14 protein-coding genes are annotated in these 16,433 nt (G+C 55.0%); 2 read left to right on the top strand and 12 right to left on the bottom strand.

Annotated features, from left to right (window positions below):
- The 12 genes from murB to mraZ all read right to left on the bottom strand — a co-directional run bounded on the left by murB (nt 1) and on the right by mraZ (nt 13,466).
- Nucleotides 1-924 carry a UDP-N-acetylmuramate dehydrogenase gene (gene murB, locus F6R98_RS04875; RefSeq protein WP_228125098.1) on the bottom strand — a complete coding sequence of 308 codons (924 nt, stop codon included), beginning with the start codon at nt 922-924 and terminating at the stop codon, nt 1-3.
- 5 nt (nt 925-929) lie between these two features.
- Nucleotides 930-2,351 (bottom strand): UDP-N-acetylmuramate--L-alanine ligase, encoded by a 1,422-nt coding sequence (gene murC / locus F6R98_RS04870; RefSeq protein ID WP_153250910.1) that lies wholly within the window; start codon nt 2,349-2,351, stop codon nt 930-932.
- Nucleotides 2,352-2,372: 21 nt separating this feature from the next.
- Nucleotides 2,373-3,449 (bottom strand): undecaprenyldiphospho-muramoylpentapeptide beta-N-acetylglucosaminyltransferase, encoded by a 1,077-nt coding sequence (murG, locus tag F6R98_RS04865; protein WP_153248021.1) that lies wholly within the window; start codon nt 3,447-3,449, stop codon nt 2,373-2,375.
- Nucleotides 3,431-4,630 (bottom strand): putative lipid II flippase FtsW, encoded by a 1,200-nt coding sequence (gene ftsW / locus F6R98_RS04860; protein WP_153248020.1) that lies wholly within the window; start codon nt 4,628-4,630, stop codon nt 3,431-3,433. Before ftsW ends, murG begins: the two co-directional genes overlap by 19 nt.
- The gene (murD, locus tag F6R98_RS04855) at nt 4,627-6,018 is read right to left on the bottom strand and encodes a UDP-N-acetylmuramoyl-L-alanine--D-glutamate ligase (protein ID WP_153248019.1); all 1,392 of its coding nucleotides are present in this window, start codon (nt 6,016-6,018) and stop codon (nt 4,627-4,629) included. The genes ftsW and murD overlap by 4 nt, the downstream gene beginning before the upstream one ends.
- 8 nt (nt 6,019-6,026) lie before the next feature.
- Nucleotides 6,027-7,109, bottom strand: coding sequence for a phospho-N-acetylmuramoyl-pentapeptide-transferase (mraY, locus tag F6R98_RS04850; protein ID WP_153248018.1), 1,083 nt, complete (start codon nt 7,107-7,109; stop codon nt 6,027-6,029).
- Nucleotides 7,100-8,476, bottom strand: a complete 1,377-nt coding sequence (locus F6R98_RS04845) for a UDP-N-acetylmuramoyl-tripeptide--D-alanyl-D-alanine ligase (protein ID WP_153248017.1) — start codon at nt 8,474-8,476, stop codon at nt 7,100-7,102. Before F6R98_RS04845 ends, mraY begins: the two co-directional genes overlap by 10 nt.
- Complete coding sequence (locus F6R98_RS04840; RefSeq protein ID WP_153248016.1) at nt 8,463-9,998, bottom strand: UDP-N-acetylmuramoyl-L-alanyl-D-glutamate--2,6-diaminopimelate ligase; 1,536 nt, start codon at nt 9,996-9,998, stop codon at nt 8,463-8,465. The genes F6R98_RS04845 and F6R98_RS04840 overlap by 14 nt, the downstream gene beginning before the upstream one ends.
- A gap of 97 nt (nt 9,999-10,095) precedes the next feature.
- Nucleotides 10,096-11,811 carry a peptidoglycan D,D-transpeptidase FtsI family protein gene (locus F6R98_RS04835; RefSeq protein ID WP_153248015.1) on the bottom strand — a complete coding sequence of 572 codons (1,716 nt, stop codon included), beginning with the start codon at nt 11,809-11,811 and terminating at the stop codon, nt 10,096-10,098.
- Nucleotides 11,812-11,824: 13 nt separating this feature from the next.
- Nucleotides 11,825-12,082 carry a cell division protein FtsL gene (ftsL, locus tag F6R98_RS04830; RefSeq protein WP_153248014.1) on the bottom strand — a complete coding sequence of 86 codons (258 nt, stop codon included), beginning with the start codon at nt 12,080-12,082 and terminating at the stop codon, nt 11,825-11,827.
- Nucleotides 12,079-13,008 carry a 16S rRNA (cytosine(1402)-N(4))-methyltransferase RsmH gene (gene rsmH, locus F6R98_RS04825; RefSeq protein ID WP_153248013.1) on the bottom strand — a complete coding sequence of 310 codons (930 nt, stop codon included), beginning with the start codon at nt 13,006-13,008 and terminating at the stop codon, nt 12,079-12,081. Before rsmH ends, ftsL begins: the two co-directional genes overlap by 4 nt.
- On the bottom strand, nt 13,008-13,466 hold the full coding sequence (gene mraZ, locus F6R98_RS04820) for a division/cell wall cluster transcriptional repressor MraZ (protein WP_153248012.1): 459 nt from the start codon (nt 13,464-13,466) through the stop codon (nt 13,008-13,010). The genes rsmH and mraZ overlap by 1 nt, the downstream gene beginning before the upstream one ends.
- A gap of 421 nt (nt 13,467-13,887) precedes the next feature.
- Between mraZ and nifH the strand changes: the two genes are divergently transcribed.
- Both nifH and nifD read left to right on the top strand, forming a co-directional pair.
- Entirely contained in the window at nt 13,888-14,775 is an 888-nt protein-coding gene (gene nifH, locus F6R98_RS04815; RefSeq protein ID WP_153248011.1) for a nitrogenase iron protein, read from the top strand.
- A 62-nt stretch (nt 14,776-14,837) separates the two neighbouring features.
- A complete protein-coding gene (gene nifD, locus F6R98_RS04810) occupies nt 14,838-16,325 on the top strand; it encodes a nitrogenase molybdenum-iron protein alpha chain (protein ID WP_153248010.1) in 1,488 nt (495 codons plus the stop codon).
- The last annotated feature ends 108 nt before the right edge of the window (nt 16,326-16,433 follow it).

Below are 16,433 nucleotides of genomic sequence, written 5' to 3'. Positions count from 1 at the left end.
CTACACCTCTTCCATGGCAACGCCCACGATGCGCACTTCCGGCAGCAAGGTAGTGCCGTGCCGCATCGCGACCTGTTGCTGTACATGATAAATCAATGCCTCTATATCGGTGGCGCGCGCAGATCCCAGATTCACGATGAAATTGGCGTGTTTCATGGAAACCTGCGCATCGCCTATCGCATAGCCTTTCAAGCCGCTGGATTCGATCAAGCGAGCGGCAAAATCACCTTCCGGGTTGCGAAAAACCGAACCGCAGTTCGGCTGGTTTGTCGGCTGTGCAGCGGCGCGTCCGGCCAGCAGCGCTCTGATTTTTTCCTTTCCGGCGTCAACGTCTCCAGTTTCCAGCTTTAATTCGGCTGCAAGAAACCATTCGCCGTCGGCTCCGGCAACGCTTCTGTAACCGATCGCATATTCGCTTTTGAAACGTTTACGCACGACGCCGCTACGATCCACGGTTAAGACGTGATCGACCAGCGACCAGGTCTCGCCGCCGAACGCGCCAGCATTCATGGCCAGCGCGCCGCCCATGGTGCCGGGTATACCCGCGAGAAATTCGGCTCCCGCGCAACCCTGCTCCACACAAAAGCGGGCGACATGAGCACTGGGGACACCCGCTTCCACGTATATGCGATTCTCCGCAATCCGGTTCATGTCTTTCAGACGTCCACGCGTACAAATCACCGTGCCTCTGATGCCGCCATCGCGCACCAGCAGATTACTCCCCAGCCCCAGCCAGAACAACGGCTCATCGTCCGGCAACTGCTGCAGGAAACGGACAAGACCCTCACTGCCTGCCGGCCAATAAAAGCGGTCCGCGTTTCCACCCACGCGCCAGGAAGTATGATCAGCCAGACGCACATTGCGCAGCAGTTCTCCGCCTGATGCCGAAGCATCGGGCGTTGGCGTTACAACAAAGGCGCTCACACCATTCATTTTCCGGCAACCGCCGACTGGAGCCGCTGAGGCAAATCGCCCGCGATAGCGCCTACGCTTCCCGCTCCCATGGTTAAAACCACGTCACCCGGCGCCGCGATGGACGATAATATGTCTACTACTTCTTCCGGAGTGTCTACAAATATCGGAGCGACCTGTCCGCGCGCGCGAATAGCGCGGGACAGGGACCGCCCATCCGCTCCGGAAATCGCCTCTTCGCCCGCCGGGTATACATCCAGCAGCAGCAATACATCCACGCGCGACAGCACGCGCACGAAATCCTCGAACAAATCGCGAGTCCGCGTATAGCGATGCGGCTGGAAAATCAGCACCAATCGCCTGTCGGGCCATGTATGACGCGCGGAATCAAAGGTCGCTTCCAGTTCTTTGGGATGATGACCGTAATCGTCCACGAAAGTGATTTCGCCGCCGCCCACCGTAACTTTCCCATTCAATTGAAAACGCCTGCCTATCCCCTTGAATCCGGCAAGCGCGCGTGAAGTTTTATCATCAGGTACGCCCAATTCCGTAGCAACGCCGATAACTGCAAGCGCATTCAGAATATTGTGATGCCCCGGCAGATTCAACGTTATCGGCAACAACCCCGCCACCCCGTTTCTGGCCACATCGAAATGCGACTGCAAACCCTGACGGACTATATTTACCGCCCGGATATCGGCTGCGGCGTCGACGCCATACGTTCTGACCGGTTTGTTCACCTGAGGCAATATTTCCTTGATGCCCTTGTCGTCCAGGCATAACAATGCCAATCCGTAAAACGGAATATGATGCAAAAATCGCACGAATGTCTGCTGAAGTTGCTTAACATCTCCCCCGTAAGTTTCCATGTGATCCTGATCGATATTGGTCACAATCGCCATCATCGGCTGTAACTGCAGAAAGGAGGCGTCGCTTTCGTCGGCTTCCGCCACCAGGAAATCACCGGTACCCAGCTGCGCATTGGTACCGGCGCTGTTCAGGCGTCCTCCGATGACAAAAGTGGGGTCCAGCCCCGCCTCCGCCAATACCGAGGCCATTAAGCTGGTGGTGGTGGTTTTGCCATGGGTACCGGCAACGGCTATGCCATAACGAAAACGCATCAGCTCAGACAGCATTTCCGCACGCGATATGACAGGAATCCTGGCCTTGCGCGCCGCAACGAGTTCCGGGTTTTCGGCGGAGACGGCGCTGGAAACCACCACCACGCCCGCTCCGGCTACATGTTCGGCGGCATGCCCGCTACTGACGTCTATCCCCAGCGTAGCAAGGCGCGATGCCGTGGCATTCAGGTTCAAATCCGAACCCGATACCCGATACCCCAGATTCAGCAGCACTTCCGCTATACCGCTCATACCACTCCCGCCTATCCCTACGAAATGGATACGTTTAATGCTATTCATGCCGTAGCGCCCGGCCATCTGCGTCGCCAGTTTTATCATCTATCTGCTCCCCCATTCCATGCATACCGCAGCTGCTTCGCTGGCGGCGTTCGTCTTCGCCAATAAGGAAGCCTGCCGGGACATCTGCTTCAATAGAGCCGGACTTTCAATCACAAGTTTCAGCGTACTGGCCAGGTGCTGCGCGGTCAATTCGGGTTGCCGCACCAGCACTGCCGCTCCGGCATCCACCAGATAACGCGCATTTTGCGTCTGATGGTCGTCTATCGCATGAGGAAATGGAACCAGTACGGCAGGCAATCCTGCCGCCATCAACTCGCTCACGGTCATTGCGCCAGAACGGCATACCGCCAGGTCGGCCCATTGATAAGCTTCCGCCATCTCTTCAATAAAAGCCGTCACCTTGGCATCCAGACCCAGTTGCCGGTACAGCGCTTGCGTTTCCAGCTGTTGACGCGCGCCAGTCTGGTGAATAATCTCCAGCCGGACGTCCAGTTTCGCCAAGGCTGCCGGCACTGTCTCGTTCAAAGCCGCAGCACCCTGGCTGCCGCCCAGCACCAGTATGTGCAAAACGCCGTTATCACGTTCAGGTACATTCCGCTTGGGAGCCAGTGCCGCGACGATTTCCTTGCGTAAGGGATTTCCGATGCAGCGCGCTGCAACTTTCGCGGAAAAACTGCCGGGAAACGCCTCCAGTCTTACTTTGGCAAATCGCGCCAGCAAACGGTTGGTGGTGCCTGGCACGCGATTCTGCTCATGAATAACCAGTGGTACGTGTCGCAGCCAGGCGACCAGTCCGCCCGGTCCGGCCACGAACCCGCCCAGGCCAAGCACCAGGTCCGGCTTTAACCTGGCAACTATACGGTTCGCCTGGAACACCGCCAGAAAAACGCGCCACAATGCTAGTAGCTTGCCGGAAATGCCCTTGCCGCGGAACCCGGCTACATTTAGCCATTCCATGGGTATTCCACGTGCAGGAACGATACCCGCCTCCATACCTGAGCGCGTACCCATCCAGGTAACCCGGCAGCCGCGTGCGATCAACTCTTCGGCAACAGCCAACGCCGGATAAATATGACCACCCGTACCCCCGGCCAGAATCAGGATGTGCGCAGCCATACCGTACTCCGCGCGGAACTCAGGTTCGCTCCCACTACTTCGCTCCTGATGCGAAACAAAATCGCCAACGCCGAACTCATCATGATCATGCTCCCGCCGCCATAACTCATCAGAGGCAGCGTCAAACCCTTGGTAGGCAGCATCCCCATGTTCACGCCCATATTGATAATAGCCTGTAGCCCGAACCAGATCCCCAAGCCGTAAGCCAGATACGATGCGAACAGTTTGTTCGAACGCGCAGCAAGGCGGCCTATCACGAATGCGCGCCAGACTATGGCGCAGAACAATAAAATGACAAAACTGGCGCCCAGCAGCCCCAGTTCCTCGCCTATCACTGAAAAAAGAAAATCGGTATGCGCTTCCGGCAGATAAAAAAGCTTCTGCACGCTGGACCCCAAACCGACGCCAAACCATTCGCCACGCCCGAAGGCAATCAGCGCCTGGGTCAATTGAAACCCGGAATTCAGCGGATCCGCCCACGGATCGATAAAACTCAGCACCCGTTTTAAACGATATGACGATGAATATATCAACCAGGAACCGCCTGCACCGGTCAGAACCATCAAGGCTATAAACAGCCACATGCGCGCGCCGGCCAGAAACAACATGCCCAGCGCCGTTGCCATCACTACGACGACCGAACCGAAATCAGGCTCCTTGAGCAGCAATAAATCCGCCACCCCCAGCAACGCGAGCGGATAGAGCACGCCGGTAACGGAACGCCGTACCAATTCCAGACGCCTGGTGATATAACTGGACATGAAGATCACAGCAACCAGCTTGAACACCTCGGACACCTGGATTCTGAGTCCCAGAATATTCAGCCATCTGACGCTGCCGTTAACCGACTTGCCCAAACCCGGCACCAGCACGATTACCAGCAAACCCATGCCGGCAAATAATAATGGAATAGACCATTTCTGCCAGAATTCCAGCGGCCTGGAAGCGACCATCAGCGCGGCGGCCAAACCTATCGCAATATGTATCAATTGATGCTTGGGGAAGTAAAAACTGTCGTCGGCAAGCTTCTCCCCCAGATGCAGCGACGCCGAAGTTACCATGATATAGCCAAACAACAGCAAGCCCAGCGAAGCGGTCAACAACAAGGTGTCGACATAAAATCGCTGTTCCTTCCACTGCAGAACCAAACCGCGGCTTTTAGAGTGGGCACGTGTATTCATACGACCTGAACCCTTACCTGTTCAACAAAAATCCGTCCGCGCTCCTGATAATCCTTGTATTGATCCAGGCTGGCGCATGCCGGCGCCAGCAAAACCGTATCGCCGGGCTGCGCCAGCGTCCGGGCGGCAGCGACTGCCTGCTTCATGTTTTCGACCCGTACGGTTTTAACGACCTTGCCCAGATGGACTTCGAGCAAACCGGCATCCCTCCCCATTAATATGGCCGCACGCAGTTTTTTTTCCGCAACCGGTGCAAGCAGCGAAAAATCAGCCCCCTTGCTGTCGCCTCCGGCTATCAATACTGCGGCCCCCTGCAAGCCCTCAAGCGCAGCGACGCAGGCTCCGATATTGGTCGCCTTGGAATCGTTGATCCAGGTAACGCCGCCCTGCTCTGCAACCCACTGCATACGATGATCCAACCCGTTGAACTGCTTCAGCGCGCGCACCAAGGATGAACGGGCAAAACCCATAGCGTCGCCCAAAGCCAATGCCGCCAAGGCGTTCGCCAGATTGTGCCGCCCCTTGATGCGAACTTCGCTGCCGCGCAGCAGCGGTTCGCCGCATGCAAGCAGCCATTCCTCTCCATTTATCGTTTCCAAACGGTAATCGGCCCGGCTTTCGGGCCGTGTGCTGAACCAGCGGCAATCTCTGCCGGAACGCGCCATCGCCGCGACGAGTTCGTCATCTTCATTCAAAACCATTACGCCGCTACCGTTAAATATGCGGCGTTTCGCTTCTGCGTATGCTTCCACCCCGGAATAGCGGTCCATGTGGTCCGGGCTGATATTTAAAACGGTGGCTGCCGACGGTTCCAGCAAACGCGTGCGCTCGGTCTGGAAACTCGACAACTCCAATATATAAAGTTGAATATCGTCTCTCAGCATATCCAGCGCGGGCGTACCCAAATTCCCGCCGACACCCGCCTTTTTATCATCCGCTTCGGCCATCGCGCCAACCAGGCATGTTACCGTGCTCTTGCCGTTGGCGCCGCTGATGGCGATAACCGGCGCGCGAGCGACACAGGCAAACAAGTCCACATCGCTGATCAATTCCACGCCGCGCATCAAAGCCGCCTTGATCTCGGGAATTTCCAGCGATACGCCCGGACTCACTATCAAATGTGTGGCGGCCTTAAACGCGTGAGATGAAAATCCGCCTGTAAAAACGGCGACATCCGGCAATAACTCTCTCAAGGTTCCAAGCTCCGGCGGTGCGGGCCTGGAATCCACCACAGCGACCTTTAGATTGAGACTGGAAAGAAATCGCGTAACGGAAAGTCCGGTTTTACCGAGCCCGATAACCAGCACGCGCGATTGATAATCCAACCCCAACGACGAAAATGCCGTCTTTACGTCCAGCGCGTTTTCACGTTCTGCAACATGACTCATGAGAGACATTACCTCAGTTTAAGTGTAGCCAACCCTGCCAGAACCAGTATCACGGTAATAATCCAGAAACGCACTATCACCTTGGGTTCCGGCCAGCCTTTTAATTCGTAGTGATGATGAATCGGTGCCATGCGGAATATACGCTTGCCCCGTAGCTTGAACGACACTACCTGCAGCACGACAGAAAGCGTTTCCGCCACAAAAACCCCGCCCATGATGACCAGAACAATTTCCTGACGCACCAATATCGCCAGCGTGCCTAAACCGGCTCCCAGCGCCAGCGCGCCGACATCGCCCATGAATACCTGGGCGGGATAGGTATTGAACCAGAGAAACCCCAGGCCTGCGCCCACCAGCGCACCGCAAAACACGATCAGTTCGCCGGATTTAGGCAAAAAGGGGATACCCAGATATTCTGCGAAATGGCTGTTGCCCGAGGCGTATGCAAAAACACCCAACGCACCACCCACCAATACCGTGGGCATAATGGCCAGCCCATCCAGACCGTCGGTCAAATTGACGGCATTACTGCTGCCTACAATGACAAAATACGAGAGCACCACATAAAACCAGCCCAGGCTAAATGTTATCTGTTTAAAAAAGGGTACGATCAAAGTAGTTTCCGCCGGCGATGTCGCACTTTGGTAAAGGAAAATGGCCGCGGCGAAACCGAACAGCGATTGCCATAAATACTTATGGCGTGCGGCAAGCCCTTTGCTGTTTTTCAATACCAGTTTTTTGTAGTCGTCGATAAAACCGATTACGCCGAACGCCAGCGTAACCAGCAATGTTACCCAGACGTAGCGATTGGTCAAATCCGCCCATAATAATGTGCTGACGCTGATGGAAATCAGTATCAAAGTGCCTCCCATCGTCGGGGTACCCGACTTGGAAAGATGGGATTGCGGACCATCGTCTCGCACGCTTTGGCCGATCTTGAATTCACTCAAGCGGCGTATCATGACGGGCCCGATGACAAAGGAAATAATCAATGCGGTCAACACGCCGAGTATGGCGCGAAAAGTCAGGTAATGAAAAACCCGGAATACATCGAAATGTGCCTCGAGAATTCTGGCAAGCTCTAACAACATGCGATTTTTCTCCGTGTTTGAATCCGAAGCGCTTCAACGACGCGCTCCATATTTTGTGACCGCGAACCCTTTACCAGCAGCACGCTGTCGCAGATCAACGATTGTTTCAGTAATGTGATTAATTCGCCCTGGCTTTGGCAGTGAACTGCGCCGGAGCCAAAAGCAGCGACAGCGTGTTTGCAATACTCTCCGCTCGCGTACAAGCGATTCACGCCTTTATTCCTCAACAACAGCCCTATTTCCGTATGCAGCGCGGCGCTATGCTCTCCCAGTTCGGCAAAAGCGCCTAATGCGACCCAGCGTTCGCCCGGCAACTCGGCCATGACATCCAACGCGGCAGCAAGCGAAGAAGGGTTGGCATTGTAGGTATCATCGATCAACAGCGCGCCATTGAAGGCCGGTACGGGCTCCATACGCCCATGAACAGGCTTCAGTTCCCTCAAAGCCTGTTCTATCTGCTCCAGACTCACGTCGAGAGCCAGACAGGCCGCGGTTGCAGCCAGCGCATTTACCACGTTGTGCCGTCCGGCCAGACTCAAAGTCAAATTACGGCTATGTTCGCGATACCGATACCTGCAATGCGTCCTGAACTCATTACGATCGACGCTGACTTGCACCGATTCGCTCATACCCCGCACGTCGGCATCCGCCGAAAAGCCAAAGGTGATGATTTTCCGTGCCGCAGCTTGTTTCCGCCAAAGCGTAATGTATTCGTCATCGGCATTCAAAACGGCCACACCCCGCTCGCCCAGCTCCCCCAGCAACTCGCCTTTCGCTGCAGCCACCTGATCGCGTCCGCCAAAACCTTCGAGATGAGCAACCCCTGCATTGGTGATCACGGCTACATCGGGGCGCGCCAGAGAGCCGGCGTAGGCAATTTCACCCGTGTGGTTTGCGCCCATTTCTATCACGGCATAAACATGCTCGGGCTGCAGTTGCAACAGCGTGAGAGGCACGCCAAGATCATTATTAAGGTTGCCTTGCGTCTTATGCACCGGCGCAATCCCTGCCAATACAGCCGCTATCATTTCCTTTACCGTGGTCTTGCCGTTACTGCCGGTTACGCCTGCCACCACGGGCGCGTACAACGCACGCCGCCATGCGCCATATCGTCCCAGAGCAAGCCGCGTATTATCCACAACAAGCAGCGGCAACTCGACAGCGCACTCGTGCTCGACCAGCGCCGCGACCGCGCCTTGCGCTTGTACCGCAGCGACAAAATCATGTCCGTCGAAACGTTCGCCGGAAAGGGCGACAAATAGGGTACCGGAATGCAAGGTCCGGCTATCGGTACTGATTTCGTCAAACGCTACGTCAGTCCCTACCAGACTTCCGCCGACAATTTGCGCCAGCTCAGAAAGCAGCATGTGCGCTCCTTTCGCGAGACATTTCCCGGAAAATCTGTCTGACAACCTCCTTGTCGTTAAAAGGAATGCGCACGCCCGCTGTTTCCTGCGTCGCCTCATGCCCCTTGCCGGCTATCACCACGGTATCGCCGTCCTCCGCCATTTCGATTGCTGCGCGAATCGCGGCAAAACGATCGCGTACCACACTGTGATCATGCCGTTTACAACCGGCGAGAATATCCTCAATAATCTTGGCGCCATCCTCGAAGCGAGGATTATCGTCCGTCAAAACCATACGATCGACGTACTGCTCGGCAATGGCCCCCATTTGCGGACGTTTACCGCGATCACGATCGCCGCCGCACCCAATCACCGCGATGAGCTTTCCGTGCCGAAGCTTCAGCGAGCGCAACAACTTCTCCAACGCATCCGGCGTATGCGCATAATCGACCACGACATTGACTCCTCGCGCGTCGCGCAAAAACTCCATGCGCCCGCTTACCGGTTTTACACGCGCCAGCCTGCGTCCTGCGGACTCCAGCTTTTCTCCTCGCGCCAGCAACACGGCAAGGCAAGCCAGCAAATTTTCGACATTAAAATCGCCATGCACAGGCGCATTGACCAGCACGCTCCGGCCATTAAATTCCACAACAAACTCTATTCCTCCGTCTGTGTGCCGGATACTCGACGCGCTCAGCACATGAACATCGGGGTTCGCTGCCGGCGCAGCGCGCCGGGTAAAACCAATTTTCAACGCCTGGTCTACCGACCGCTCCATAATTTTTTGCGCGCTGTCGTCGTCAAGATTGAACACAACAAAACCCAGCCCCGGACTCTCCAACAAACGCAGCTTGGCATCCAGATAGGCATTCATATCGCCGTGATAATCGAGATGATCGCGGCTCAGATTGGTAAACAATGCGCCGGTAAAGCGTACGCCATTCAAGCGTCCTTGCTCCAATCCGTGCGATGAAGCCTCCATCGCGACAAAACGCACGCCTTGCTTGCAAAGAGCGGCAAGATAACGGTGCACATCCAGCGCATGCGGCGTGGTATGGCTGATCGGCTGTAAACGGTCGATCCGCCCCCAGCCCAACGTGCCGATAACAGCCGTTTCCGCCAGTTCACCCAATAGTTGCGCCAGAAAGTGACTGCACGATGTCTTCCCATTGGTGCCGGTGATCGCGATTACTTCCAGCGCGCTTGAAGGCGCGCCATTAAACTGATCGGCAATCCAGCCGATTTTCTGATTCAGTCGAGGCAGCGGCAGGACTGGAACCGGCCACTCTTCTGCCGCCATTTCCGCGCCGCCGCCATCGGGATCAAAAACCACCGCACAGGCTCCGGCATTGATTGCCTGCCTCGCGTGACGCATGCCATGCTCGGCGTTTCCCGACAGCGCAAAAAACAAATCGCCAGCTACAAGCCGGCGACTGTCCAGACAAAGCCCCGTCACATCCCTTGCAGGGAGCACGGAAGCGTTGACCCACCGCTGCAACAGTTTTTTCAAACTATAATTTTCAACCGGGCTGGAGTCCGTCATCAAGTGATCCTTTGTGGAAGCGCCGAATTAATCAAGCTTTTACCTCTACAGACAACTATATGATTTTATTTCTTACCAAACTTACCGGGAGCTTCACTTACTTGGACGCAGTAACGACAGGTCCCGGCATAGCCTGGTCCGGCGCCACGTTTATCATCCGCAACGCCCCTTCCATTACACTTGAAAATACCGGGGCTGCTACCGCGCCGCCGTAATACTCTCCGGCCGTAGGCTCATCTATCATCACCACCATCACCAGACGCGGGTCGCTCGCAGGCGCCATGCCGGCAAACAGCGACATATATACCGATTCCTCGTAACCGCGCGCGCCGGTTTTCTTGACCGTGCCGGTTTTACCGGCTACCCGGAATCCCGGCACGCTGGCTTTCAATGCCGTACCCTCACGAGAAACGACGGATTCCAGTATCGTACGCACGCTGTTGGCGGTAGCCGCCGACATGATGCGATGCATTTCCGGCGCCTTGTCCCCTTCACGATTCACCAGCCCAACCATCGGCATCACGCCGCCGTTGGCCAGGGTCAGATAGGCCCGCGCCAGCTGTAGCGTCGATGAAGATAGCCCATAACCGAAAGAAAGCGTCGCCTGGGTAAATGATCTCAAACTTTGATAATCGGGAAGATGTCCATGCGCCTCACCGGGAAAACCGGTATCCAGCGCTTGTCCGAACCCCAGGTTGTTATAAAAAGCCCAGAATTTGCGCGACGGCAAATTCAGCGCTATTTTGGTCATTCCCACATTGCTGGATTTTTGCAGTATTCGTGACACATCCAGCACACCGTAATTGTGCACGTCCTTAACCAGATTGGGACCGACATGCATCTGGCCTGGAGAGGTGTCTATCACCGTTTCAGGGCGTATCTGCCCCAGTTCCATCGCACATGCCACGCCGAACGGCTTGATGGTCGACCCCGGCTCGAACACGTCGGTAATAGCGCGATTACGCGTGAAACCACCGTTGGCGCTAAAATTTGCATTGGGATTAAACGACGGCTGGTTTACCATCGCCAGCACATCGCCGTTCTTTGCGTCCAGCAGCACCAGCGAGCCGGATTTGGCGCGATGGGATATCACTGCTTTTTTCAATTCGCGATAAGCCAGATACTGCATGCGCTGATCGATGGTCAGCGTGATATCCTTGCCCGGAACAGGCAAACTGACGCTGGCGACATCCTCAATGACTCGGTGCTTACCGTCGCGCATGATGCGTCGCGCGCCGGAAACCCCCTTCAGCATATCATTATAAGCGAGTTCTATTCCTTCCTGTCCTTGATCGTCGATATTGGTAAAGCCGACTATATGGGAAGTTACTTCTCCGACCGGATAGTATCGGCGATACTCGCGATCGGCATAGATCCCGGGAATACCCAACGCCAGCACCTGATCTGCTATTTCAGGGCTGATACGCCGTTTCAGATAAGAAAACCCTCTGTGCTCATCGAACAGGCGCTTTTTTATTTCACCGGCCGGCATACCCAGCATATTGCTGAGCGCACTGATTTCATGCGGAGACGCCTCGAATTCCTTCGGGTTGCCCCAGACCGATTTAACCGGAGAACTGATAGCCAGCAACTCGCCGTTTCTATCGACGACACGCCCCCGGTGCGCGGGAACTGGCATAACGCCGACATGGCGCAGGTTGCCCTGTTTTTGTAAAAATTGATTATCAATTACCTGCAGATAGGCTGCGCGCATAACCAGCACCACCATTGCCCCCATCAACAGCAGCAATAAAAAACGCCAGCGCGCAGCAAACTCAACCTCATCTACTGTCCGAGCATGCGTGATGATCATAGTCAGCCTCTACTCAAGGTTTTACGTAAGTAATAGCGTTTCTGGACGGTAACGCCATCCCCAGCTTGCTGCGAGCCAACCCTTCTATGCGGCTGTGCTCGGCCCACGTATTCTGCTCCAACTGCAAGAGTCCCCATTCGACTTCGTAACCCTCCAATTCCTGCTCGATACGCTGCACTTCTGCAAACAGCATCCGCGACCGGTATTTGGCATGCACCACCGCCATGGCCGACGCCAATATCATGAGCAAAAGGAACATCATGAATTTCATAGAACAACTCTTTCAGCCACCCTGAGCACCGCGCTACGGGACCTTACATTGACATTCAGTTCCGCCTGCGACGCTTTCCTTGCCACGCCTACCTTTTTCATTTTTGGAACGTGGACGGCAACCACCGGCATATGCCTGGGAACAGGAATACCTTTCTCTTCATCGCGTATAAAGCGTTTGACCAGCCGATCTTCCAGCGAATGAAACGAAATAGCCACCAGACGTCCCTGATCACGCAAAACATCTAGCGTTTGCCGCAGACAAAGCTCCAGCTCGCCCAGCTCATCGTTCAACGCCATTCTGATCGCCTGAAAACTCCGGGTTGCCGGGTGTTTGTTTTTTTCGCGCGCCGGTACTGCGGATTCGATCAGTTTCGCCAGCTCCAGTGTCGTCCGCAAAGGTCTTGCCGCAAGCACCGCGTGCGCGATTCGTCCGGCAAAACGCTCTTCACCATATTCGCGCAACACAAAAATCAACTCTTCTTCCTTTATCGTATCCAGCCATTGCGCAGCGGTCATGCCACGGGCCGTATTCATGCGCATATCAAGCGGGCCATCGCGTAAAAAGCTGAACCCCCTCTCGCCTCTGTCAAGTTGCGGCGAAGAAACGCCCAAATCCAGCAGCACACCGGAAACCCGCCCTGTTTGCCGCCGCCGTTCGATTTGTTGCTGTAGTTCCGCGTAACTGGCATGGGCGATTTCGAAACGGGGATCTTGTTCAAGTTCGCGCGCGTCTGCCGACACAACTGCATCAGGGTCCTTATCCAAGGCCAACAAACGCCCGTGCTCACCCAAAGCGCCCAGAATCGCCCGGCTGTGCCCCCCGCGCCCGAAGGTACAATCCACGTAAAAACCGGCGGGATCGATAGCCAGCCCCTCCATGGCCTCAGGCAGCATCACCGGAAAATGGGCGCGGTCCGTTTCCATTAGAATGATAGCGATTCCAGCTCGGGCGACAGATCGCTGATATCGTTCAGCGTTTCATCGCTAACCCATTCATCCCTACTGGTATTCCAGCTCTCCTCGTCCCATATTTCAAACTTGTTGCCTTGACCGATCAGCATGGCGCGCTTTTCGATTCCGGCAAATTTGCGCAAGGGCTCTGAAATAAGAAAACGCCCTTGATTATCCATCTCGCATTCGGTCGCATGGCCTATCAATAAGCGTTGCAGGCGTTTCGCCTGTTTGTTGAGCGCGGGGAGCTTGACTAATTTTTTTTCGATCTCTTCCCATTCGGGCAAGGGATAAAGCAACAGACACTTGTCCAGGCTTACGGTCAATATCAACTGATACTCACAGCATTCCTTAAGTTCGGCACGGTAGCGAGTCGGAATTGCCAATCGCCACTTCTCGTCCAGGTTGATCGCGGTTACACCGCGAAACACGCCCCACCTTTAACCATTTTTCACCACAATTCTCCACATATGGTGGGACTATAAAAACCTATTGAACACAAGTCAAGCACGATTTTTGAGATAGCCGCGTAATCACCACCAAAACCCGTCAGTTATCAGCGTCACCAGGCATGCGATAGCAAACAAACTGCGGACAACCCGGACATTCCATATATAGTCGCCAGCAATAACGGATGACGGCAACGCCTTCCGTTACACAAGAAAACAACGCTTCACCCTACAAAAATCCGGAGTTTGTCAGAGTCGCTACACATGACAGCAACAATCAACAAACAATTATTATTTTATTTTTCATTATGTTAATACAACATTAAACACTGGCACAGCGCTTGCATTACTCATAGTGCGTGTGTATTTCCATCAACCCAATTACAGGAATAAGGAGAGCAAAATGGCTTTACGTCAATGCGCCATATACGGCAAAGGTGGTATCGGCAAGTCCACCACCACTCAGAACCTGGTTGCAGCTCTGGCTGAAGCAGGAAAGAAAGTAATGATCGTCGGCTGCGACCCGAAAGCGGACTCCACCCGTCTGATCCTTCACTCCAAGGCACAGAACTCCATCATGCAGATGGCTGCCGATGCGGGCAGCGTTGAAGATCTGGAGCTGGAAGATGTATTGAAAGTCGGCTACGGCGATGTCAAGTGCGTTGAGTCCGGCGGTCCGGAGCCAGGCGTAGGTTGCGCAGGCCGCGGCGTTATCACCGCGATCAACTTCCTGGAAGAAGAAGGCGCCTACACCGACGACCTCGATTTCGTATTCTACGACGTACTGGGAGACGTGGTCTGCGGCGGTTTCGCCATGCCGATTCGCGAAAACAAGGCGCAGGAAATCTATATCGTCTGCTCAGGCGAAATGATGGCCATGTACGCTGCCAACAACATCGCCAAGGGCATCGTGAAATACGCCAACTCGGGCGGCGTGCGTCTGGCCGGCTTGATCTGCAACTCGCGTCAGACTGCCCGTGAAGATGAACTCATCATGGAACTGGCCAAGCAGATGGGTACGCATATGATCCATTTCGTACCCCGCGACAACGTCGTGCAACGCGCCGAAATTCGCCGTATGACCGTCATCGAGTATGAGCCGGCTGCAAAGCAGGCGGACGAGTATCGCTCTTTGGCTCAAAAAGTCATGAACAACAAGAACCTGGTCATCCCGACTCCAATCACCATGGATGAACTGGAAGAACTGTTGATGAACTTCGGTCTCATGGAAGAAGAAGACGAAAGCACCATTGGCAAAACCGCTGCCGAACTGGCTGCGGCTGCCGCCTAACCATCAAGGCCCGGGGTGGGCGCTACCGCCCACCCTTTCCTTTCCCATCAGGAGACATCGCTATGTCTGCACTTACTAAAGAAGAAACCGAAGCCCTCATCCAGGAGGTGCTTGAGATTTACCCTGAAAAGGCCAAGAAAGACAGAGCCAAACACTTGGCGGTCAACGACCAGTCGGTTGAAAAATCGAGCAAATGCATCACCTCCAATCGCAAATCGCTGCCCGGCGTGATGACCATCCGCGGTTGCGCCTACGCCGGTTCGCGCGGCGTGGTCTGGGGTCCAATCAAGGACATGATCCATATTTCCCATGGTCCGGTCGGTTGCGGGCAGTATTCGCGCGGGGGACGCCGCAACTATTATATCGGTGTGACCGGCGTCAATGCGTTCGTCACGCTGAACTTCACCTCGGATTTCCAGGAGAAGGATATCGTTTTCGGCGGTGATAAAAAACTGGCGAAAATGATCGGCGAAATCGAAACCCTGTTCCCGCTGAACAAGGGTATCTCGGTTCAGTCCGAATGCCCGATCGGCCTGATCGGCGACGATATCGAAGCCGTTTCCAAGAAGGCCTCGAAGGAAATCAACAAACCGGTCGTACCGGTACGTTGCGAAGGCTTCCGCGGCGTATCGCAGTCCCTGGGTCATCATATCGCCAACGATGCGATCCGCGACCACGTCATCGGCAACCGCGACGGCGACAACAGCTTTGAAACCACGCCTTACGACGTTGCGATCATCGGCGACTACAACATCGGCGGCGATATCTGGCCGTCGCGCATGGTGCTGGAAGAAATGGGACTGCGCGTAGTCGCTCAATGGTCGGGCGACGGCACCATAGCTGAGATGGAGTTGACCCCGAAGGTCAAGCTCAATCTCGTCCATTGCTACCGTTCGATGAACTACATCTCACGGCACATGGAAGAGAAGTACGGCATTCCGTGGATGGAGTACAACTTCTTCGGACCGACCAAGACCGCCGAATCCCTGCGCGCTATCGCCGCACATTTCGACGACAAAATCAAGGAAGGCGCAGAACGGGTTATCGAGAAATACCGGGTCGAGTACGAAGCGGTTATCGCCAAATTTCGCCCGCGTCTGGAAGGCAAGCGGGTCATGCTGTACATCGGCGGTCTGCGTCCGCGTCATGTAATCGGCGCCTACGAAGATCTGGGAATGGAAGTGGTCGGCACCGGTTATGAATTCGCGCATAACGACGATTACGACCGGACCATCAAGGAAATGGGCAACGCGACGCTGCTGTACGACGACGTGACCGGCTACGAATTCGAAGAGTTCGTTAAAAGGATCAAACCCGATCTGATCGGCTCCGGCATCAAGGAAAAATACATCTTCCAGAAGATGGGCATTCCGTTCCGCCAGATGCATTCCTGGGATTACTCAGGTCCGTATCATGGTTATGACGGCTTCGCTATCTTCGCCAAGGATATGGATTTGACGCTGAATAATCCGTGCTGGAACAAAATGCAGCCGCCGTGGAAAAAAGCGGCGACGGAAGACGCATCGGAAGCCAAACGCGCCGTAGCTTAACAGTATAACCAACACGGCCAGGGTAGTGACCAGTAACCCGGCAAGCAGCGGCACCGCGCCGGGTTACGCACAATCAGCCTGACCCGACCTTACTAAATCAACTTCGAT

Source organism: Candidatus Methylospira mobilis (assembly GCF_009498235.1).
Classification (GTDB): domain Bacteria; phylum Pseudomonadota; class Gammaproteobacteria; order Methylococcales; family Methylococcaceae; genus Methylospira; species Methylospira mobilis.
This window is presented reverse-complemented; position numbering and strand designations above follow the sequence as displayed.